Below are 20,424 nucleotides of genomic sequence, written 5' to 3'. Positions count from 1 at the left end.
ACCTAACTATCAACCAAACGAACAGAGTTATGAATAAAATTAATCTGATATGGCCCTTACTGGCCATATCACTTACACTCTTACTAATCAGCTGCGTGCCTTCCGGGGCGCTGGTAAACTATCATGAAGTGAGTGTTGAAGAAGAAGGAGGCATCAATTTCACACAGATAACGCGATCTGACGAAAACCTGGTTTTTCCGAACATCTTCACCAACACAGACGGGATGCTGCGCTGGTATGCGGCTCCGATGATCGCCGTTTCGAATGATCACGAGCGAATTGCCTATATGCGCCGTGAAAACAGCTTCAACAACATCATTATCCGAAACCTCAGTGGTGGCCAGGCTACCACACAGCGTACCTTTAACCGGGATATTCTGGATATGAGCTTCTCTCCCGATGACAGATGGATTGCCTTTACAGAGCGCGGAGGTTCCGGTAACAGCGGTGTACGCACTATCAACATGATTAATGCCACTGAAGGAGCGGCAATCCGGCAGGTAACCAGCCAGAGCGATGGTGTGGCGGTAGGCCCGATGTTCGCCCCGGACGGAGAGTCGATCTACTTTACTAAACAGCATGGTGACCGATATTTTATCTGGAATACCAATCTCAACACCTCTATTCAAACCCAGTATTCATCCGGTTTCACACCGGCGCTCACCCCCGACGGTGAAAACCTGATTGTAACCCGGAACAGCAGTGACGGCAAAGGGCGCGGAGAAATCTGGATGATCAATATGAATTCAGGTTCTGAAACGGTCATTATTCGTGATTCAGAAATTGGATTTTCAAGCCCGAATATCTCCCCGGATGGAGAAACCATTGTGATGGTTGGAACCACCCGATCAACATCAAACCGCCCTCAAAACCTGGATCTTTACAGCGTCAGGATTAACGGAACCCAGCTGCAGCAGCTTACATTTCACGGCGGGCATGACGTATCCCCCGTCTGGTCGCCCGGTGGCAACCATGTCTACTTTCTTGCCCAGCGCGGAAATGAGGATGGGAAATTTAACGTGTGGCGAATGAATTTTCCCGAAAACTAATGATTACCAAATCAACCATTTCACGAATTACTACACTTATACACTCGAAATAAACGACTGACTTATGAAAACGTATAGCTATTCAATACTACTAACGATTTTTCTGCTTTTATCCTTTAGCACTCACGCTGTTGCTCAGTTTACCGGCGGCGGCCAGGAAGAGCGGGAAGAGAGACAAGCTGAGCGGTCAACCGCTAACCAGACATCCCTTTTTGATGGTGAGTTTATCATCAAAGGAGGCTGGGCAAATCCAGCCGGAATGTATGGAACTTTGCCAAGCCCGAACAATTCATTTACCGACATGCTTTCAGGTGAGTCCGGATTTGGCGCTGAAAGCGGATTCACCATTGGTGCGTATGGAATGTCGTCCCTCGGGCACGCGGTCAACAACATTGGAGGCGGATCTCTGCGTGCTGAGCTGGGGCTGGTCTACGGCCTGCACTATTCCCAAACCACCCCCAACTGGGGAAATATAAGCGAGATTTATACGAATGCAAGCACTCCATTCCACCTGGTAGATTTCAAAATTGGTCCGGTGCTGGCAATCAGCCCCGTGCAAAACCTGGTTGTTGACCTGTTCTACAATCCCATGTTCTCTTTAGGAGTACCGCCTGAAATTGATGCTCAAATGGACGATTTCAGTCAAAGGTTCTATGTAGAAGAAGAGCTCGCTTATGGCCTCCGTCACGGACTCGGTTTTAATCTGCGCTACAGTGCTTTACTATTTTCAGTAGAAACGACCTTTGGTGACCTGAATGTAGAATACACCGAACACGTATCAGGCGGCGGCTCTTCCGGCATTTTTGATTACGATACGCCCATCAATACAAGCATAACAATGGTGACGTTTGGTATAATTTTATAAAGGCATAGTTACTCAGATTTCTTGCTCTACAAAAGTGGAAATGAAAAAAATGGGTTATTCAAGTACCAGGTAAATCAAGAGATAATAACAGAGATAGATAACGCTGATAAAATCGGCGTTGAGAGCAAAACCCGGAGTGTGTAAAAGCCTCCGGGTTTTTTTGATCCATGGTAAATGTCATCATGCCTTAGGAAGAAGCAGACTGCCAAAATAAATGGAAATATACTCATTTATAGGTATTTACAAATCCGGCTCATCCCCGATAACAGCACTCTGGCAATCTCCATAATCCGCACATAAAATCATCCGGTAACTCCGAGAGCAGCCGGTTAACGATCACAGACACCTGCTATGAAAACACTGCTACTTCTCCCACTTACACTCCTTGTAACCCTTGCAGCCACTCCAGATAGTGCAACTGCCCAGGATTTCTTCCTCCACGAAAACGGCGTAACCGTCATGTGCACAGATGCCGAAGTGGGCGACAGCGGAGAAGTAAACGGTGTGACCTACACAAAGCGAACCCGCGATCAGATTACCACCGATAATGCCTCAACAAGCTGTACGAGTGGGATTACGGATATGTATATGATGTTTTACGGCGCGAGTTCTTTCAACCAAGATATTGGTAGCTGGGATGTAAGTAGTGTGACCACTATGAGAAGGATGTTCGGCGGGGCAAGTTTGTTTAACCAGGATATCAGCAGCTGGAATGTGAGTAGCGTGACCGATATGCGTTGGATGTTCAGAAATGCCAAATCTTTTAATGGAGATATTGGTAGTTGGAATGTAGGCAACGTGAAGGATATGAATAGTATGTTCTTTGGTGCGAGTTCCTTCAACCAGGATATCGGCGACTGGGATGTGAGCAGCGTAATAACTTTGGGAGGCATGTTCAACAGTGCGAGTTCCTTCAACCAAGATATTAGCGGATGGAATGTGAGCAGTGTGAGTGCTATACAAGGAATGTTCCAGAATGCCGAATCATTTAATGGAGATATCGACAGTTGGGATGTGAGCAGCGTGACAACTATGCGGGGAATGTTCTCTGGTGCCAGTTCTTTCAATCAGAATATTGGCAGCTGGAATGTGAGTAATGTGACAACTATGCAAGGGATGTTCAGAGATGCGAGTTCCTTTAATAAGGATATCGGCAGTTGGAATGTGAGCAGTGTGACCAATATGATTGAGATGTTCTGGGGGGCAAGCTCCTTCAACCAGGATGTCAACAGTTGGGTTGTAAGCAGTGTGACGGATATGCGTTCGATGTTCGCCGGTGCGAGCTCCTTCAACCAGGATATAGGTAGTTGGGATGTGAGCAATGTGACCGATGTGAGCGAGATGTTCCGGCTTGCGACTTCGTTTAACCAGAATATCAGCGGTTGGAATGTGAGCAGTGCGACCAATATGAGCGAGATGTTCTGGGGGGCAAGTTCCTTCAACCAGAATATCGGAAGCTGGAATGTAAGCAGTGTGAGAGATATGAGGGAGATGTTCCGGCTTGCGACTTTGTTTAACCAGGATATAGGTAACTGGGATGTCAATAACGTAATCAGCATGGCTTGGATGTTCCAGAATGCCGAATCTTTTAATGGAGATATCGGCAGTTGGAATGTGAACAATGTGACCAATATGCGAGGGATGTTCTGGGATGCTATTTCGTTTGACCAAGATATCGGCAGCTGGGATGTGAGCAGTGTGACCAATATGAGCGAGATGTTCAGGTATGCGAGTTCGTTTAACCAGAATATCGGCAGTTGGAATGTGAGTAGCGTGACCGGTATGTCGTATATGTTTCTTGTTGCGAGCTCTTTCAACCAGGATATCAGCAGCTGGGATGTGAGTAGCGTAACAACTATGAGTGGGATGTTCAGAGGTGCGAGTTCATTCAACCAGCATATCGGAAGCTGGAATGTGAGCAGCGTGAGAGATATGAGGGAGATGTTCTGGGATGCGAGTTCGTTTAACCAGGATATAGGCAACTGGGATGTAAGCAGCGTAACCAGAATGAATTTAATGTTTAATGGTGCAAGCTCTTTCAACCAGAATATCGGCAACTGGGTTGTGAGCAGCATGACAGATATGGGACAAATATTTTATAATGCAAGCTCATTTAATCAGGATATTAGCAGTTGGAATGTGAGTAGCGTTACCAATATGCATCGAATGTTCTATGATGCAAGTTCCTTCAATCAGGATATCAGCAGCTGGAATGTGAGCAGCGTGAGATATATGACTGATATGTTCTCTGGTGCAAACTCTTTCAACCAGAATATCGGCAGCTGGGATGTGAGTAATGTTATCCATATGCGCAATATGCTGAACAACAGCAGCTTATCCATAGAGAACTACAATAGTACACTAATTGGGTGGTCGGAACAGGTGAATCTGCAGAATGGGGTTGAGTTGGGAGCTGATGGATTAACCTATACTGCTCCTGGTGCTGATGCCCGCCAAATTCTGATAGATGAATATAATTGGATCATTAATGGCGATTATGGCTTTTTCATTCGATTACGGGCCGATACAGCCTTTACATCCCGGCCAAGCAATATCAACGTATTTCTGAGTGCTATTGACCAGGATGGCAGGGGAATCTCTACGCTCACTCTGGATGATTTTCAGCTGCTTGAGAACGGGCGCACGATTGTTGAAGCGGAAACAAACCTGCAGGTGGCTCAAAAAGGGGATGTTGAATCTGCGCTTAAAACGGTTCTGCTTCTCAATAATTCACTGAGTATCGGGGAGGAGAATATCGAATTGATTAAGGAAGCTGCCAAGGAGTTCGTCCGGAATAAAACCCCGGAACAGGAGATTGCCATTAAGATCTTTGCCGAGAACTCTGAACTGGTGGTTCCGTTTACTACCGATAAAAATACCCTGCTCTCTGCACTCGAGGATTTTTCAATTACCAATATACCGGGTACAGACGTGCACGGGTCCGTGGTAAAAGCTCTGGATCTCTGGGAGGATGAATTTTCTTTTGCAAACATCACACAAGGATTTTTGCTGCTCTTTACGGACGGCCGTGACCTTGCCGGAACAACCTCACTCGAGGAGGTGCTGGAAGCACGGGGAGAAAAACGGGTGTTTGCCATCGGTGTTGAAAACCGTCCGGAAGATTTTGACGAGGAAACACTGCGTGCCATTGGCAATGCCGGTACGATTATCGAAGAAGATTTTGATAACATTGTCCTCAATTTTGTTGATATACAAGAAAGACTTGAAAGCTTAAGTAATTCATTCTACTGGTTTAATTACTCATCTGCCCGCAGAAGCGATGACGGGGAACTCAATATTACCATTGCCGATAATATCAACACGGGAGTTGATTCCGAGATTAATCTCTTTTTTGATGCCAGCGAATTTTTCGGTGTTCCTGTAGATATTCTCGTAAACGCTACACCGGATAATCCCGAAGGTGTGATTGAACTGGAAATGGCCGGCGATGATACTCTTGGAGTGCGAATCGAAACAGCATTCTCATTTCAGACACTGCCGTTCGAATTTGAGATTTCAGATCCAAACAAGCTTAAGATAGAGCCTGTGGGAGACGATTCATTTATTTTCAATATCATAGCCAATGGCTTTGAGGGAGATGTCATTGAAGTTGCAATAGCCGATACGGCAAGCCCCACCCTGGAACTGGAAAAAACATTAACCATACGCTTTACAGATCGTACAGGTGGAGATCCATTTCCGCCCCGGGCTCAACTTTTGCTTCCTGAAAGTGGTGCTGAAGATGTAAATTTGACGCCAACATTCAGTTGGGAAGAAGCGGAATTTGCCACCCACTATTCACTTGAGCTGTCACTCGAAGAAGAGTTTGATGAAATTACTTCAAGCTTTTCAGATATCAGAGGAACGGAGTTTGAGCTACCTGAAAGTCTGGACCCTTTAAGCACCTATTACTGGCGGGCAAGAGGCAGCAATGAGACCGGGAACGGCACGTGGTCGGAAATTTTCAGCTTTACAACAGCACTGACTACCTCTATTGAAAACGAGGAACGGCCGGTGGAATTAACCCTGAATCAGAATTATCCGAACCCGTTTAATCCATCCACGCTCATTCGATACGGCATTCCTGAGGCATCACCGGTCAGGCTGGAGGTCTATAACATCATCGGTCAAAGAGTAGCGATGCTGGTGGATGAACAGAAGTCGGCCGGCTGGCACACGATAAACTTTGACGCCTCTGCCCTGTCGAGCGGAATCTATCTCTACCGTATCCAGGCGGGTGATTTTACAGAGACGAGAAAACTGTCGCTGATCAAATAGATACGGAGAGAAAAAACCCGGAGTGTGTAAAAGCCTCCGGGATTTTTTAATAGCTGCAAACTCCGTCACTTAAAAAAACAGGCAGTTTGTGAAAGAGAGTGGAAATAGACCGATGAAGTATGCTCCGGAGTTTCTCCTGTTTATTGCCATTTGATGGCGACTTGATTCCATATACAGAGGCGATACATTTACAATGGCCTATGGACGTATCGAGGCATCATTCGGGGCCTAACTCAACGCAATAGTCCTTGAGTGAATATGGGCATAAATGAATATCTCTCATCAAGCGATTCGCATGGGACACCCCTCAGATAAAATGCTGAACGCATTTTATCATCTCCCCTTCAGGGGAGACCTAATCTCACTGATCTTCTATCCAGTTCAATACATTATTCTCCAGCACCTCAAGGGGAACAGCACCGCTCGTCAGCACCACATCGTGAAATTCGCGCACGTCGAAATCTCTGCCGAGTTCCTCTTCTGCGATCTCACGCAGTTCACGGATCTTGATCTCTCCCATTTTGTACGCAAGTGCCTGTCCCGGCCAGAAAATGTATCGGTTCACCTCGCTGCGGATATTGTGCAATGAAAGAGCGGAGTTTTCTGCCATGTACTCGATTGCCTCTTCCCTGCTCCACCCCATCGCGTGCATCCCGGTGTCGACAACCAGGCGAAGCGCACGCCACATCTCGTAACTCAGCCGCCCGAAATTCTGGTAGGGATCATCATACATCCCCACTTCCAGGCCCAGCCGTTCGGAGTAGAGCGCCCACCCCTCGGTATATGCTGTAAATCCGGCCACGGTTCGGAAATCAGGCAGATCCTCGAGCTCCTGCTGAAGTGCGATCTGAAGATGGTGGCCCGGCACAGCCTCGTGCAGCGAAAGGGCCGTCACCTCGTACAACGGACGGCTTTGAAGATCGTAGGTATTCACAGCATAAAATCCTGCACGGGTACCGTCAGCGGCTCCCCTGCTGTAGTAAGCGGTTGCGGTCCGGGGCGCAAGATAATCCGGTACCGGCATGATACCGTATGGCAGACGCGGCAAGGTTTTGAACAGTTCGGGAAGCTTGCCGTCCATCGTTTTCAGAACAAAGGCTGTCTCTTTCATCAGCTCTTCCGGAGATTCTGCATAAAATTGAGGATCGGTTCGCAGAAACTCCACAAACCCGTCAAAATCATCCCCGAACCCCTCCGACTCCACAATCTGCATCATCTCGTCGCGGATTCGTGCCACTTCATCCAGTCCGGTTTGATGAATTTCCTCTGCCGTAAGGTCAAGCGTGGTGTAGGTGGCGATCAGGTATTTGTAATACTCCTCCCCGCCTTCAATCCCGGTAATCCCGATCGATTCTGCACTTCCGGGAATATAGTCTTCCACAAGAAAATCGCGGAGACGCTGAAATTCCGGCACTACCACCTCTTCGATGATCCGCTTTCCCTCATTTCGCAATCGTTCGCGATCTTCCTCCTCCACGCCCGACGGAAATTCTTCGAATGGCTCAAACAGATTGTGCTCCTCGGCACTTTCGGTGATATGAGCCTCAACTGACGCCACATAATCATCAAATACCACCTGGGGACGCACAACTCCAAGCTCAAGCCCTTGTCCCATCCGCTCCAAATAGCCGGTATTGTACTCAGAAAAAGCCCCGAGCCGGCTCAGGTAATTTTCATAATCCTCCGTGGAATTCAGCGGCATGCGGTTGGCGAGATCAGCAAACGTAGCGTGATAATCCCACCAGCCGTTCAGCGGCAGCAGGTGATCATTATGTTCGTAAGCATGCGCAGCGTTTTCAAGCTGAAGACGAAAGATATCGTAATTCATCCGGTCGGTTTCGTCCAGATCATCCAGTGAAATTCTATTGAGCCGGGCGAGAAATTCCTGGGTGCGGAAGTAGTCCCTCTCAATAAACTCAAGATCCGATTGCGGCAGACGGTCATCAAAACGATGATCGCCCTGGTTGGTGGCAAAGAGCGGATTGCTTTGCAGGCGATACTCCCAGTGATCGTCAAATATGTTCTGAATCTGATCTTCCGTGGGAATACAGGATGCGGTTAGAATCAGAAGTAAAAAAAGTGGAAAAATTCGTTTCATAGATACATCATACCGTTTTCAGTTCATTAAACCGATAATGTACGGGGTGCAGCGGTATTCCCAAAATTAGAGTGGAAGTGGTTTTTTGATTTCTCTATTGGTGTAGGTTTGATTAATGAATCAGGTGAATTGAAACAGTTTTACATGCCGCCCTTCGCTCAAACAATGATCGTTTGATCGTTGGGTGTATTGGTTTTTGTAAGATCGTATAGATCAGACCCTTTCCGTGCCTTCAATTTCCAGAATCAGATCTTCACCGTATGCGGAGGCCGGTGTCTGGTATCCCGGTTTGAAATCACCGGAGAGTACTTTCTGTGCAATGTGAATGGCGGTCATTGCGGTAAGCCTGTAACCTTCCGGGGTTTTAAGATGTGCTGTAATCGTTTCTCCACCGGGATTTTTCACTTCTCCCCAGATGTAACTTTCACCCGTTTCCCGGGCTTTTGAATCCGGTCCGGTTACCTTCTTGCTGATCCATTTTTTAGCCAGATTACGAACCGCATCCAGCCGCAAAATCGGTGAAATCCAGTTGGAGAGCTTCAGCCAGCGGATAGCGGACGGTTTCATGGCGGTGTAGACAGTAATATTATCAATCCCAGTTGTGTGGTGACCCGTGGACACATCACCCCACGGAATGGTCACGGCCGTTCTCTGCCTTTCGCCAAAATCTATCGACCGGGTTTTGTAGGCCGCCGGCACCGATTTGATCCTGCCATCTTCCCTGACTGCCCCGCCTTCTCCGAGATTTTCAGCCATAGTCAGCGCTGTTCCATGAGATACGCCGCCTCCGAGCCCCATAAAAGCGAGTTCCAGGTGATCCGCATCGGGAAGCTGTTTCTTCAGATAGAGCGCCAGGCAATCGGTCGGAACAACGTCAAAACCAACGCCGGGCATCGCCATGATTTTCGCTTCAGCAATTTCATCACTCCTCGCTTTAATCCCTTCAAATACCCCGATTTCCCCGGTGATATCCAGATAATGGCAGCGATTTCGGATACAGGAATCGAGTATAGGCTGCCAGGTGTGGATAAACGGACCTGCACAATGGATTACAAGATGTGCATCGTTCAAAAGATTTTCCAAACGAAGTGGATCGGATGTATCAACTGCCAAGTAATCCAGGTTTAGTTCCGCAGCTTGCTTTTTCAATTTCTGCTCATTTCTTCCGGAGAGCAAAACATTGCTGTACAATTCAGCAGCGCGACTGGCAATCAGCCGGCCGGTGTAGCCGTAGCTTCCGTAAATCACAATCTTTTGTTTACTCATGATGAATTCTTTTTTACCGGTTTGTTTATTTTCAGGTGTTTGATCAGCGAAATGATAGCGGGAATATAAACATCAGCGGAACGAGAATAGACAGTTTTTAATAGCGAGTTTGCTTTTAAACTTGGGCTCGGCTTATATCATGGCAAAATAAGGAATGGGGTTGAATTGTTGAGGGGTACACGGCGTGTACTGTTGAGATTCACGCTGCGCGTGAGGTTGAATTGTTGAGGGAGTATACTGCGTGCAGGTGAGTTTCGCACTGTGTGTGAAGTTGGATTGGTGGGTTCATGGCTGGAAGTCGCCTTACACCTCATCGCCCAAACCAATTCCATACTTCTTGTTCGGGGAAATACTTACTAACTGGCCGGGTTAGTAGTGCACCCGAATCTCTTCTTCGTTGATCTCGATCACTGAATTCTCTTCAAACAGTGACTTTAACGTTTCTAAATTATTCTTAAATAAACGAATCAGATTCTGATTATTAATGTTTCCGGTTGAAACAATTAACAATTTTTCAGGGCTTCCATCCAGGATATAATTATCGAGAAAATCTCTGTCCTTTGATATTACAATTCGCTCTTCCTGATCTGCAGTCTGAATGATTTCTGAATCAGGTGTCGCATTCTTTTTGGGTAACTCCAGAGTATGTTTTGATTCTATTTCATGAGTCGATAAGAACTCAGAAAGGCGTTTAGGTAGATGTGCGTCAACAAGTACTCTCACCGGACAATTTTTTGCGATTTTTTCGTTCGCGATAATTGGGCAGCATATTCAAGGCAAGCCAACAAGTCCTCTCTCTCCAAATCCGGATAGTCAGCCAGTATTTCATCAATACTCATATCTGAAGCCAATAAATCCAGCATGGTGTCAACCGGGTATCGCAATCCGCGGATCGTAGGTTTGCCGTGACAAATATCCGGCTTCCTGGTGATTCTGTTTAACAGATTTTGGCTCATGGTTTATGCGTTTGTTTAGGAAAATGTACATAATCCGTTAACGATCAACAACTCTGGAATGTATTTCGGGATTAATGGTGTGCTATCTATAGTGCTCGTATTAGTGTAAGGGGTTGAATTGTTGAGGGGTACGCTGCGTGCACTGTTGAGATTCACGCTGCGCGTGAGGTTGAACTGTTGAGTGGTGCACTGCGTGCAGGGTTAAGTTTTGTCGGATCCCGGAAACTTTCCGGACTGCTTTCGTCCCGGCTTTTCCCGGACAGGTTTGAGCGAACCTGAATTACTTTTGCAGCATTTTCCAAATTCCGCGGGGTGAAATGATTTTTACCTGGGGGACTTTCCCTGATATATCTAATAGATCTTTATCTCCAGTAACTAAAATATCGGCTTTTGCTCTTATTGCTGATTCCAGTACCCATCGATCATCTTCATCCCTGACTTCAACTTCAGAAGGTTTATCAGGTATAGGTTCTACATGGTACTTGCGGAGAAACTCCATAACGCCAGATGCTTTGCTCTCAGGAATCTTCAACTTTATTAGCAGCACACGGTTCAGCTCTTCCAACACAATTTCTCCTGTCATCAATTGATGATCAGCAAGAATTACTTCCAGTAAATCTGCACATAGTCCCCTCGCTGTAAAAGCACTAACCAATATGTTGGTGTCAGCAAAAATCCTCATTTCACACCCCGGCTTGAGTACTGATGAATGGAATAGAACCCGATTCTGAAGCGAATGCTGAAGTCATTATTACTTAAAATTACTGCTCAGGAGACTTCGCGGAAGACATCTTCATCTGTTAACCATCCCTGCGCTTCTCCATAAGGCAAAAGCTCTTTTCGCAGCTGCTGGAAAGATTCGATGCGCAACTGACGCTTTAGCGCCTGCCGTACAAGTTCACTTTTTGACTGGCCGGTTCTCTTTGATGATTCTTCGAGGAGTTGTTCGAGCTCTTTATCAATTCGAATTGTGAGGGTTGTATCCATATCGATTAATTTCTTTACGTGTACTGCAATGTAACACATCCAGAACGATTGGGCAATCGGGATCGTATGGTTAAACGTAGAGGTGTGTACTGTGGAGTTTCGCATGGCGTACGAGGTTGAATTGTTCAGCCTCGTCGGATCCTGAATGAGTTTTCGGGACAGTTTTCGTCCGATGAGTTTCACTGAATGGTAGCCGCGTTAAAACTCATCAGAAAAATTATTTCTACACCCCTTACTTGATCAATTCTCCCATCTCGTAGACTTTTTGACTGGTTACAGCCCCCTCTTCGTCCCACTCTGTAAACGTACCGTGCTTTACGCCATTCGAATAATGATGCTCGGATTCGATCTGGCCATTTTCGTACCAGACTGCCACTTTTCCATGGAGTTCCCCATCCACTGACGGCATTTGTACCCGCGGCCGGCCATTCTCATACCACATATTAAAAGTATTCTCAGCAGATTCAACTAACCGGGTACCATCCGTGTGCCATACGTGAAACTCTCGTCGTTCTGACAAGTCATCACCATACACAGTTACCAGCTTGGGCTCGCTATTTTCATTGTAATAGGTCAGTTTCATCCTTTCATTTTCAACCGTGTAGCCAACCGTTTGCAACCCATCACTTCTGAAAATTTTCCCCTCCGAAATCATCCCTTCATTGAATGTAACATCAGCCAGTGTAGATCCATTTTGATAGCTTGAGGTGTAGTGCCCATCTGCCGGCTGATCGGTTTCATCCACGTAGAGATTGAGCTCTTCGGAAAGAGAAATCTCAGTAAAAATTTCTGTGATATCGTTTGAAATTTCTTCAAAAACCTCCTCCTGACTGCAGGCGACAGATATTATAAGAATGAATAGTATCGATGACAGCTGTTTCATAATCTTGATTGAGTTTTGCAAAGCCTTCAATCTTCTCAAATAGTAATCCGGGTATCCCAGCGTAGTATAGGACCAGAGAAACTCTGTGGTGGATTTATCGGCAGGATGGAAGTCTAAATTAAATGCTGATCATGAGGTGAGTGGAATTAAAAAGTTTCGCTGGATCCCGAAGAGCTCATTTCGGGACAGTTTTCTTCTGATGAATTCCCTGGCTGGAAGCTACTTCAAAGATCATCAGCAGAATCAATTTTACATCTCTTACTTGATCAATTCACCCATCTCGTAGACTTTTTCACTGGTAATATTCCCCTCTTCATCCCACTCTTTGAACGTTCCGTGTTCTATACCATCATAAAAATTCATCTCGTATTCTTCCTGGCCGGTCTCGTACCATGAAACCACTCTGCCGTGCAGTTCCCCATCAACTGACGGTATTTGTAGTTGCGGCAGGCCATTTTCATACCACATTTTATAATTTGTCTCATCACTCTCTATGGACCGTACGCCGTTCTCATACCAGGCGTGAAACTCTCTTCGATCCGACATATCATCGCCATAAACAGATACCAAATGGGGCTCGCCATTTTCTTTATAGAAGGTCAGCTTCATCCTTTCATTTTCGGTCGTGTAACTGACCTCTTGCAACCCATCACTTCTGAAGATTTTGCCCTCCGAAATCATCCCTTCTCTGAACGTAATATCGGCCAGTGTGGATCCATTTTGATAGCTGGAGGTGTAGTGTCCATTCGCCGGCTGAGCGGTTTCATCCACGTAGAGATTGAACTCGTCAGAAAGGGATATCTCAGGAAAAATATCTGCGACACGATATGACGTTTTCTCAAAAGTCTCCTCCTGGCTGCAGGCGGTAAGTAATAATAGAATGATTAGCAGAGATGAGAGTGGTTTCATTGTCTTATTGAGTTTTGTCAAAAGAGATTTTATTGAAAAAGGTTTCTTCAACCCTTCTATTTTGAAGTCTCGTTATCATAAACTTCGATTAAGTCATGTAATCTCAGAAGTGGTTTTATCGGCGGGGAGGAAGTCGTAATTAAATGCCGATCATGAGGTGAGTGGATATTTCGTGCCTGATTGCTTAGATAAGAGGATTCGACTGGCTTAGTCGTAATGAGTCCACATTTTAATCACTTTAACTATCTTTTCTTCCTCCAACACTTGGTAAACTAATCGGTGCTGGATGTTGATACGTCTGGAGTAAGCCCCCTCTAAATTCCCTACAAGCTTTTCATAAGGAGGATATTCTTCAAAAGGATTCTCCTTTATTATTTCCAGTAACTCTTCAATCTTTGGCTTTAATCCTGAAGAAGCTGCTTTCTTAGCATCCTTTTTTGCTTGTTTTGTATATACGAGTTTGTATTTACTCACCAGTCAAGTTCTTCGTCGGTTTCTTCAATTGGAGTCTGCAGTCCTTCAACAATGGATTCCTGCATTCCGGAAATGGAAGAGAGATAAAGTGTTTCTTGAATCGAACGCCAGTCATCCTCGCTGATGAGTACTGCATTGCTCCTCTTGCCGGTAATTTGAATGGGCTCATGAGTTTCAGAAGCCTCATCCAATAACCGGTAAATATCTTTTCGTGCTTGGGTTGCAGTTAATGTCTTCATGATATGGAGATATGGATTATGTTTATAAAATAAACGTACGCCATTCCGTACATATTGTCAAGTTTATGAGGTCAGATAGTATAACGGTGCGGCGTTTAACAGGCACGGGGATTATGATTTCTTTGAAGTAGCGAAATTAATTCCTTGCAATCAAGTCCCGTCGCGCCCCGTCCGCGTCTGATTTAGAACGCCTTGATATACAACTTCAATTGGATTGATTATAGATGTCAATTTTCCAAAGCCCTAAGCTTCTAAGTATTAAATTCCGGGCCAGGCTTTGAGCATTGAAAATATCATAAGGACTAATAAACGGAGTGAGTGTTCTAAATTTATGAGAGGCTATAAAGTTTCTAAGATAGCTTAGGTTATGAATAGCTTCTGGAAAGGATAACGTTTTATCCCTGACTTCTTCATTTAGTTTTGTCCACTCAGAATCATAACCGAAATAGGGTTTTAAATCTTTTTCAACTTCTGTTTTATCGCCTCTAAATATCCAATCAAATGTGTCTTTTTTAGTAATCCCAATTTTTTTTAGCCTCTCTTCAATATCATTTAAAACAGATGGATTCCAGATGCCTTTTTCATTATCAAGAAATCTCGGTTTTTTTGAACTTGACCTAACTTCCAATCCTAATTCTTCAACCACTGAGAAAGCAGCTGTTATGGCAAAAGCACCGCTAGTATGGTAGCTTTTGTCAAGATCATAATGCTCAAACATTTGCCCATATTTAGGATTAGCCGAATGAGGAGTCATTGAATTAATTTTCAAACTGAGTTTAAACTTTTCAATTGCATACTGAAAATCAGCTCTTTTGTATGCTTCTTTTAGTACTCGACAGCCATATCCGATATGGTCAACTTGCTTATAGTATTTACGGAAGTATTCATCTTTATAAATTTCCAATGGTATTTCTTCGACACTATTTAAATCTGCAGCAAGTGGAAAATTATTAAAGTCAGGGTACGCAAGAAGTATTCCACCTTTTATTGTAGATAAAATGTCCTCAGCAATTCCCTCGTTCTCAGCTATAATAATTAATTCATCTGCAGGTATTTTTCCTTCTAATGATGGAATTTCTTGAGGTTCTTTGTGCCATGATTCAGAACGACCATCAGAAGATTTCCAGAATGTACCGGTCGGTTCAGGACTAATTTCTAGATCAATTTCAAGGTTATCGAAATTTAGAGATTTTATTAAGGCTGAATCCCTATTAAACAAAATAAGATGCGATCTATACTTCTTCATTAGTAAATCAAAAAGGGAGGATTCTTGAGTAAGTTGTATAACGGCTTGGCGGTTGTGCGGCGGGTCTGAAAAAACGACCATTGGCAACCAATCGCTTACCGATCGCACGAACCGCTGGTTATGCCTGCCTCACTCTACGAGTTCAACTCTGAGCTTTTTTCCAAATGCCTGGGCATACTTCTCTAAAGTTGAAAGCCGTATATCTTCGGCATGATTCTCGATTCGTGAGATGGCTGTTTTTTTTGTTTTTAATTGTTTGGCGAGTTCTTCCTGAGTCAGGCCAGCTTCTTCGCGGGCTTTCTTTAAAAGTACACCAATTTTGAAACTGCGAAATCCTGCATCGTAGTCTTCGGCAAACTCGGGATCTCGTTTTTTGCGGTCGCTGATATAAGCTTGTAAATCACTCATGTTTTACCTCATTTTCGGGACAGATAATCAGCTTTACGCTGCTCTGCAAGTTTAATTTCTTTCTTTGGTGTTTTTTGTGATTTTTTGGAAAATCCATTCGTCAGGATGATAAATTCATCACCATCAATGAATCCAAGAATTCTAAAACTATTCGATCCAATTCTTGCCCTAACCTCCCAAATATCATCTGTGCTTTTCCAATTTCTTGAAATATTGAACCGGAATCTGATCCAGTCTTTCAACCAATTCAAGAACCCAGGTTACTTTCTGAGCATGTTTAGAACTCAGTGAGTCCAAAAACTCTTTTACGGGAACTTTGCCTAATTGGGTTTTATAGAACTTGATTTCTTTCACAGAACAAATGTTAACAATTATGTTAACTTAATCAAGTGCTATTTTATTAAGAGAAGAGGAGGCATAACATCTGATTCTCTTTAAAACTGTCTACCCCGAATTCAGCCAAGCAGTAATCCGAGTACCCGAATCCAGTAAAAAGATATTTTATTCACCCCGGGAGGTGACAAATTATGAAGAAAAAGATTGATGCAGTTAAATTTATTCGACAGATAAGAGACGAAAACTTCGAGAAAACTAAAAAGATGTCTCAGGATGAACAATTTGCAGACCTAAAAAAAAGAAGTGCTGAGGCCAGGAAAAAATTCTTATCGGATTCGAAAACTATTGAAGCCAAATAGTATTTAAATATTGGGTCAGTGTTTCTTATAACGCATCGAAAATTATTAGAGGCTTACTTTTTGAAAAAATTTACAAGAGTAACATACGAAATACATTTCTACAGTTTCCCTATATATTCCTTGAATATGAAATGAGGCTCTTTGCGGCTTCATTGCATTGTGGGAAACGGAGGTATTGATTATGTTTACAAAATAATCATACGCCACTCCGTACAAATTGTCAAGATTTAGAAATTCAGTATATCCAAATAAAATGCTAATAGGCTGATAGTAAGATTAGCGACTTGATGAGAGTATTGCCTGACAAAGCTTGCTTGATTAAATGAAGTGACAAAAATAAGTAGCATTTCATTTAAGCAGCGTTTTATGAATAAGCGAATACAAACTAATCCCAGAGATGCCGGTGTTTATTCCACCATGATTCGGCGACCTGAATATTGCGGGAATTTGATTCTTTGGACAGAACGGTTCCTTCCAGTTCAATATATTCGCCGCCTGTTTTTTCTGTAACCGCCGAATCCTGCGATGCCAGCTGCAATGCGTATAATGAAAGCATCACTACATACTCATCATCAGAGCTCAGCTGTCTAATCAGGTGCGGGATGGCCGGTTTTCCGATCATCCCAAGTTCTTCTGCAGCGGTGTACCATGTGTACCCGTGACCGTAGGTTTCAGTAAAGTCACGATCCGGCAGTTTATCGATATAAAACTCAATTTCTTCCGTTTCAGATAACTCATCTGAAACTTCAGGGGGATCGTTTTCTGATACCTCTGTGGTCTGCTCCTTTTCATTTTCCGAATCCGTTTCTTTTTGATTTGAACAAGATGTGATCAATATCACAATCAAACAGAATACCGTGAATGGAAAAGCATTACCCAGTATACATTTCATTTGGATATATCTTTTAAGTGGATTTGTTGAATGAGGGGACTAATCAGGGCAATTCAGATGGTATTAGAACGAAACTGTTCAGCAATACTTTTCCACCCCATCCAGAATTGTTTGAAAACACTCCTCCAGAAGCTTCTCTTCGATAATGAGCGGCGGGGCGATGCGGACCAGGGAGTTGGAGTGGAGGGTCCAGCCGAGGATGATTCCGTTTTTAAAGCAGTATTTCACCACGTTTTGGGTTAGTTCGGCATCGCGGAGCTGGAGACCGAGCATGGCGCCGCGTCCTCGGATTTCTTCAATTCCGTCACCTCGCAGCATGTGGCAAGCTATTTCTGCAATACGGTTAGCTTTTTGGGCAAAATCACCGTCCAGAAGCGTCTGCAAATTGGCGTGTGCGGCGGCGCAGCTCAGCGGATGGCCGCCGAAGGTTGTGACGTGGTTCAGCGGCGGATCGTGTTTAAACGCCTCAAACCGGTCGCTGGAGGAGACAAACGCTCCCATCGGCATACCGCCGCCCATCGCCTTGGCCAGGCATAAAATATCGGGTACCACGCCGTAGTGCTCAAACGCAAAGAGGCTGCCGGTGCGGTAAAACCCGGTCTGGATCTCATCAAATATCAGCACGGTGCCGGTTTCATCGCACCGCCTGCGCACCGCCTTCAGCCATTCGGTTTCGGCGGGAATGATACCTCCTTCGCCCTGGATCGGCTCCATAATTACGGCCGCCGTCTCCTCATCAATCCGGTCAAGCTGATCCGGATCGTTAAAATCCAAAAACGTAATACCGGGAAGAAGCGGCAGGTAGGGATCGCGGTATACATCACGTCCGGTTACGCTGAGGGATCCGTGGGTATCGCCGTGATAACTGTTTTTGAACGCTACAAAGTTGGAGCGTCCGGTCGATTTCTTAGCCAGTTTCAGTGCACCCTCATTTGCCTCCGTCCCGCTGTTCACAAAGTAGACACGGTCGAGCTGTTCCGGCAGCTGATCACACAAAAGCTGCGCAAATGCGCTCTGCGGCTCCTGGATAAATTCGCCGTAAACCATTACGTGCAGGTGCTTATCAAGCTGCCGCTGAATGGCTTTAATTACATTCGGATGACGGTGCCCCAGGCTGCTGACCGCAATTCCGGAGATCAGGTCCACAAACGATCGGCCGTCGGTAGTGTGAATGCGGCACCCCTCCGCCCTCTCGATCTCCAGGCCCATCGGGGCGTCGCTGGTTTGAGCGATGTGGTTGTAAAAGGAGGAGCGGTTGTCTGGCATGGTTCAGGGAAGATAAGAGATAAAAGATGATAGATGAAAGCAGGGTGAAAAGTGCATGGTGCAGAGGACGTGGCGATTTGTGGAAATGTCGAACATCAAATGTTCAACTCTGAATATCGAAAAACCCTCTTTCAATATTCATCATTCGTTATTGGATGTTCGATATTAAAAAAACTGTCGAATATCGAATATCCAACACTGAATATAGAACAACCCGCTCATTCATTATTGGGTGTTCGATATTCAAAGTCCTGGCAGGTTTTGCGTCAGGCTCGTTCCCACTCATCGATCAGGTAGTAAAACTCCTGCTGGATTTCGTTTCCTTTGTCGTCAGCGTACCATTTGTGGAGATGTTCAGCGACTTCCTGGTAGGCCACCTCTGATGAACCGCGTAGCGTATCATACATCTCCTGTGCTTCATGAGGGCGCGGACCCCAGCTTCCTAAAACTTCGAGTGTGTCGGCATCCAGGCAGATCAGTTTGGGGATGGAGCGGCTTTTGCCATTGTGCAGAAATTCATCCATCACGTCAAGGTTCTCATCTCTGAGTATAAGCCGAAGGTCTATGTTTTCACTCTCTTCAGCCATTTTACTGATAATAGGAATGGACTGTGCCGCATCTCCGCACCACGCCTCAGTGAGAACCAGCCAGATCCAGTTTCGGTCAACCTGCTGCAATTTTTCGATCACTTTATCGGTCAGGTCGGTACGCTTATCATGCCGTTTCATCCGGTGAACGTTCATGTTGGTGTAGTGCAGCATCGCCTCTGAATGATTTTCACCGGTGGTTTTTCCCTCTTCCAGGCGCCGGTCAATCATCTCCCGATACTGTTCATATGTATAGGCTTCGTCGATCAATTCACGCGGAATGATCCTGTTTTTTACTTCTGTCATTGTTCTGTAGATAATTTTTTATGAAATCATTTTAAGTGATCCATCCGTGGCGGATAAAATTTCCAACCAGGAAAAAGCTTACAAATAATAGTGATGCAAAAAATTTCGTTTTCATTACCACCGCATATTCATCGGCATCTCCCGTCATTCTGTATATAAATGATGCAATAAACATGCCTGAAAGTGCGGTTCCGACAAATAGTACGGCTGCCGCAACCGGACTCACCCAGAATATGGATAACAACAATATCAGCGAACCCGAGATATATGATGTTGTGAAAAATCGTTTTACGCCGGTCACGCCAAATGCGATGGCAAATGTGCGGTCGTTCCGTTTCATATCCTCCTCCATCTGAAAAATCTGTGAAACAGGGTAGAGTGATAACAATATGAATGTGGCACCCACGGATGATAACAAAACGGGCCAGGAAATCGCTCCGCCTGCTGCAAGGTTTCCGAGCAGTACTGACGCCATTCCTGTGCTAATGCCAATTGCGATCAGACTGAGTATCGGATCGCCTTTCCAGCGTGCCAGCGGCGTGGAGTAGAGCCAGAAAAGTACCAGGCTGATGAAATAGACCAGGGCGTAGAGCAGGCCGACCCACAGGGAGAGAATCAGCCCTGCAAACATAAAGAGGATGGAAACCGGGTGCATCCATTGGGTCATTTTGGGTGGATTTTTCAGCCCGCCGATGGGGCCGGTATCTTTATCCCAAAAGGAGTTGTAGGCTGTAGCGCCGCCAAAAAGCAGAATATGTACGTTCAGAAACTGCATCCAGAACTGCTGCGTGTTCATCTCCCCTGCCATAAATCCGCCGAGCAGATATCCGCCGGAGAGTATCAGGAACTGGTAATGGAGCCGGAGGTGAAGGATAAAGTGGAAAATTTCTCTGAACATATAGCCTGGGTGGTTTGGTGCGATGAATTACCCGTACATCGAAGAAGTAGTCTCCCCTACCAAGGGGAGATTTAGAGGGGTGTTCAATGGATTTTTCAACAATTGGAGTTGCAACAAAAAAG

General features: G+C 45.1%; 21 protein-coding genes. 4 read left to right on the top strand and 17 right to left on the bottom strand.

Going from position 1 to position 20,424, the window contains the following annotated elements; genetic code table 11:
* The first annotated feature begins 29 nt into the window (after nucleotides 1–29).
* The 3 genes from DYD21_RS13430 to DYD21_RS13420 all read left to right on the top strand — a co-directional run bounded on the left by DYD21_RS13430 (nucleotide 30) and on the right by DYD21_RS13420 (nucleotide 6,192).
* On the top strand, nucleotides 30–1,049 hold the full coding sequence (locus DYD21_RS13430; RefSeq protein WP_116037516.1) for a PD40 domain-containing protein: 1,020 nt from the start codon (nucleotides 30–32) through the stop codon (nucleotides 1,047–1,049).
* Between the two features lie 64 nt (nucleotides 1,050–1,113).
* Nucleotides 1,114–1,914, top strand: a complete 801-nt coding sequence (locus DYD21_RS13425) for a hypothetical protein (RefSeq protein WP_116037515.1) — start codon at nucleotides 1,114–1,116, stop codon at nucleotides 1,912–1,914.
* 351 nt (nucleotides 1,915–2,265) lie between these two features.
* Entirely contained in the window at nucleotides 2,266–6,192 is a 3,927-nt protein-coding gene (locus DYD21_RS13420; RefSeq protein WP_116037514.1) for a BspA family leucine-rich repeat surface protein, read from the top strand.
* 361 nt (nucleotides 6,193–6,553) lie between these two features.
* Here DYD21_RS13420 and DYD21_RS13415 read toward each other — a convergent pair whose 3' ends face one another.
* The 13 genes from DYD21_RS13415 to DYD21_RS13355 all read right to left on the bottom strand — a co-directional run bounded on the left by DYD21_RS13415 (nucleotide 6,554) and on the right by DYD21_RS13355 (nucleotide 15,909).
* A complete protein-coding gene (locus DYD21_RS13415) occupies nucleotides 6,554–8,290 on the bottom strand; it encodes a DUF885 family protein (protein ID WP_116037513.1) in 1,737 nt (578 codons plus the stop codon).
* Between the two features lie 213 nt (nucleotides 8,291–8,503).
* Nucleotides 8,504–9,556, bottom strand: coding sequence for a trans-acting enoyl reductase family protein (locus DYD21_RS13410; protein WP_116037512.1), 1,053 nt, complete (start codon nucleotides 9,554–9,556; stop codon nucleotides 8,504–8,506).
* Nucleotides 9,557–9,925: 369 nt separating this feature from the next.
* Entirely contained in the window at nucleotides 9,926–10,279 is a 354-nt protein-coding gene (locus DYD21_RS13405) for a DUF5615 family PIN-like protein (protein WP_116037511.1), read from the bottom strand.
* Nucleotides 10,276–10,512: a DUF433 domain-containing protein gene (locus tag DYD21_RS13400; RefSeq protein WP_116037510.1), complete on the bottom strand. Its 237-nt coding sequence runs from the start codon at nucleotides 10,510–10,512 to the stop codon at nucleotides 10,276–10,278. The genes DYD21_RS13405 and DYD21_RS13400 overlap by 4 nt, the downstream gene beginning before the upstream one ends.
* A gap of 280 nt (nucleotides 10,513–10,792) precedes the next feature.
* The gene (locus DYD21_RS13395) at nucleotides 10,793–11,194 is read right to left on the bottom strand and encodes a putative toxin-antitoxin system toxin component, PIN family (RefSeq protein WP_116037509.1); all 402 of its coding nucleotides are present in this window, start codon (nucleotides 11,192–11,194) and stop codon (nucleotides 10,793–10,795) included.
* A gap of 86 nt (nucleotides 11,195–11,280) precedes the next feature.
* The gene (locus DYD21_RS13390) at nucleotides 11,281–11,604 is read right to left on the bottom strand and encodes a type II toxin-antitoxin system VapB family antitoxin (RefSeq protein ID WP_199535545.1); all 324 of its coding nucleotides are present in this window, start codon (nucleotides 11,602–11,604) and stop codon (nucleotides 11,281–11,283) included.
* Between the two features lie 127 nt (nucleotides 11,605–11,731).
* The gene (locus DYD21_RS13385; RefSeq protein ID WP_116037508.1) at nucleotides 11,732–12,382 is read right to left on the bottom strand and encodes a toxin-antitoxin system YwqK family antitoxin; all 651 of its coding nucleotides are present in this window, start codon (nucleotides 12,380–12,382) and stop codon (nucleotides 11,732–11,734) included.
* A gap of 258 nt (nucleotides 12,383–12,640) precedes the next feature.
* The gene (locus DYD21_RS13380; RefSeq protein ID WP_116037507.1) at nucleotides 12,641–13,291 is read right to left on the bottom strand and encodes a toxin-antitoxin system YwqK family antitoxin; all 651 of its coding nucleotides are present in this window, start codon (nucleotides 13,289–13,291) and stop codon (nucleotides 12,641–12,643) included.
* Nucleotides 13,292–13,498: 207 nt separating this feature from the next.
* Complete coding sequence (locus DYD21_RS13375; protein ID WP_116037506.1) at nucleotides 13,499–13,765, bottom strand: Txe/YoeB family addiction module toxin; 267 nt, start codon at nucleotides 13,763–13,765, stop codon at nucleotides 13,499–13,501.
* On the bottom strand, nucleotides 13,762–14,004 hold the full coding sequence (locus DYD21_RS13370) for a type II toxin-antitoxin system Phd/YefM family antitoxin (RefSeq protein ID WP_116037505.1): 243 nt from the start codon (nucleotides 14,002–14,004) through the stop codon (nucleotides 13,762–13,764). Before DYD21_RS13370 ends, DYD21_RS13375 begins: the two co-directional genes overlap by 4 nt.
* 205 nt (nucleotides 14,005–14,209) lie before the next feature.
* Nucleotides 14,210–15,358 carry a hypothetical protein gene (locus tag DYD21_RS13365; RefSeq protein WP_147303583.1) on the bottom strand — a complete coding sequence of 383 codons (1,149 nt, stop codon included), beginning with the start codon at nucleotides 15,356–15,358 and terminating at the stop codon, nucleotides 14,210–14,212.
* A gap of 21 nt (nucleotides 15,359–15,379) precedes the next feature.
* Nucleotides 15,380–15,658 (bottom strand): helix-turn-helix domain-containing protein, encoded by a 279-nt coding sequence (locus DYD21_RS13360; RefSeq protein ID WP_116037503.1) that lies wholly within the window; start codon nucleotides 15,656–15,658, stop codon nucleotides 15,380–15,382.
* Nucleotides 15,659–15,666: 8 nt separating this feature from the next.
* A complete protein-coding gene (locus tag DYD21_RS13355; protein WP_199535544.1) occupies nucleotides 15,667–15,909 on the bottom strand; it encodes a type II toxin-antitoxin system RelE/ParE family toxin in 243 nt (80 codons plus the stop codon).
* Nucleotides 15,910–16,185: 276 nt separating this feature from the next.
* Here DYD21_RS13355 and DYD21_RS21100 point away from each other — a divergent pair, with 276 nt between their 5' ends.
* Nucleotides 16,186–16,353, top strand: coding sequence for a hypothetical protein (locus tag DYD21_RS21100; RefSeq protein WP_158607289.1), 168 nt, complete (start codon nucleotides 16,186–16,188; stop codon nucleotides 16,351–16,353).
* A 385-nt stretch (nucleotides 16,354–16,738) separates the two neighbouring features.
* On the opposite strand, the gene DYD21_RS13350 is transcribed toward DYD21_RS21100, so the two are convergent.
* The 4 genes from DYD21_RS13350 to DYD21_RS13335 form a co-directional block, all read right to left on the bottom strand.
* Nucleotides 16,739–17,245 (bottom strand): HEAT repeat domain-containing protein, encoded by a 507-nt coding sequence (locus tag DYD21_RS13350; protein WP_116037502.1) that lies wholly within the window; start codon nucleotides 17,243–17,245, stop codon nucleotides 16,739–16,741.
* A gap of 78 nt (nucleotides 17,246–17,323) precedes the next feature.
* On the bottom strand, nucleotides 17,324–18,511 hold the full coding sequence (locus DYD21_RS13345; RefSeq protein ID WP_116037501.1) for an aspartate aminotransferase family protein: 1,188 nt from the start codon (nucleotides 18,509–18,511) through the stop codon (nucleotides 17,324–17,326).
* Between the two features lie 266 nt (nucleotides 18,512–18,777).
* Nucleotides 18,778–19,404, bottom strand: coding sequence for a thioredoxin family protein (locus DYD21_RS13340; RefSeq protein WP_116037500.1), 627 nt, complete (start codon nucleotides 19,402–19,404; stop codon nucleotides 18,778–18,780).
* Between the two features lie 31 nt (nucleotides 19,405–19,435).
* Complete coding sequence (locus DYD21_RS13335) at nucleotides 19,436–20,302, bottom strand: UbiA family prenyltransferase (RefSeq protein ID WP_116037499.1); 867 nt, start codon at nucleotides 20,300–20,302, stop codon at nucleotides 19,436–19,438.
* Nucleotides 20,303–20,424: the final 122 nt, after the last annotated feature.

Source organism: Rhodohalobacter sp. SW132 (assembly GCF_003390325.1).
In the GTDB taxonomy this organism is placed as follows: Bacteria; Bacteroidota; Rhodothermia; order Balneolales; family Balneolaceae; genus SW132.
Note: the sequence above shows the minus strand (reverse complement) of the source record. Positions and strands in the feature narration are given on the sequence as shown.

Bases quoted from the DNA above. Each gene is read 5' to 3' on its own strand.
- DYD21_RS13380 (WP_116037507.1), bottom strand. From the start codon at position 13,291: ATGAAACCACTCTCATCTCTGCTAATCATTCTATTATTACTTACCGCC.
- DYD21_RS13370 (WP_116037505.1), bottom strand. From the start codon at position 14,004: ATGAAGACATTAACTGCAACCCAAGCACGAAAAGATATTTACCGGTTA.
- DYD21_RS13340 (WP_116037500.1), bottom strand. From the start codon at position 19,404: ATGACAGAAGTAAAAAACAGGATCATTCCGCGTGAATTGATCGACGAA.
- DYD21_RS13390 (WP_199535545.1), bottom strand. From the start codon at position 11,604: ATGCGAAACTCCACAGTACACACCTCTACGTTTAACCATACGATCCCG.
- DYD21_RS13335 (WP_116037499.1), bottom strand. From the start codon at position 20,302: ATGTTCAGAGAAATTTTCCACTTTATCCTTCACCTCCGGCTCCATTAC.
- DYD21_RS13395 (WP_116037509.1), bottom strand. From the start codon at position 11,194: ATGAGGATTTTTGCTGACACCAACATATTGGTTAGTGCTTTTACAGCG.
- DYD21_RS13385 (WP_116037508.1), bottom strand. From the start codon at position 12,382: ATGAAACAGCTGTCATCGATACTATTCATTCTTATAATATCTGTCGCC.
- DYD21_RS13345 (WP_116037501.1), bottom strand. From the start codon at position 18,511: ATGCCAGACAACCGCTCCTCCTTTTACAACCACATCGCTCAAACCAGC.
- DYD21_RS13415 (WP_116037513.1), bottom strand. From the start codon at position 8,290: ATGAAACGAATTTTTCCACTTTTTTTACTTCTGATTCTAACCGCATCC.
- DYD21_RS13430 (WP_116037516.1), top strand. From the start codon at position 30: ATGAATAAAATTAATCTGATATGGCCCTTACTGGCCATATCACTTACA.
- DYD21_RS13425 (WP_116037515.1), top strand. From the start codon at position 1,114: ATGAAAACGTATAGCTATTCAATACTACTAACGATTTTTCTGCTTTTA.
- DYD21_RS21100 (WP_158607289.1), top strand. From the start codon at position 16,186: ATGAAGAAAAAGATTGATGCAGTTAAATTTATTCGACAGATAAGAGAC.
- DYD21_RS13360 (WP_116037503.1), bottom strand. From the start codon at position 15,658: ATGAGTGATTTACAAGCTTATATCAGCGACCGCAAAAAACGAGATCCC.
- DYD21_RS13420 (WP_116037514.1), top strand. From the start codon at position 2,266: ATGAAAACACTGCTACTTCTCCCACTTACACTCCTTGTAACCCTTGCA.
- DYD21_RS13410 (WP_116037512.1), bottom strand. From the start codon at position 9,556: ATGAGTAAACAAAAGATTGTGATTTACGGAAGCTACGGCTACACCGGC.
- DYD21_RS13350 (WP_116037502.1), bottom strand. From the start codon at position 17,245: ATGAAATGTATACTGGGTAATGCTTTTCCATTCACGGTATTCTGTTTG.
- DYD21_RS13400 (WP_116037510.1), bottom strand. From the start codon at position 10,512: ATGAGCCAAAATCTGTTAAACAGAATCACCAGGAAGCCGGATATTTGT.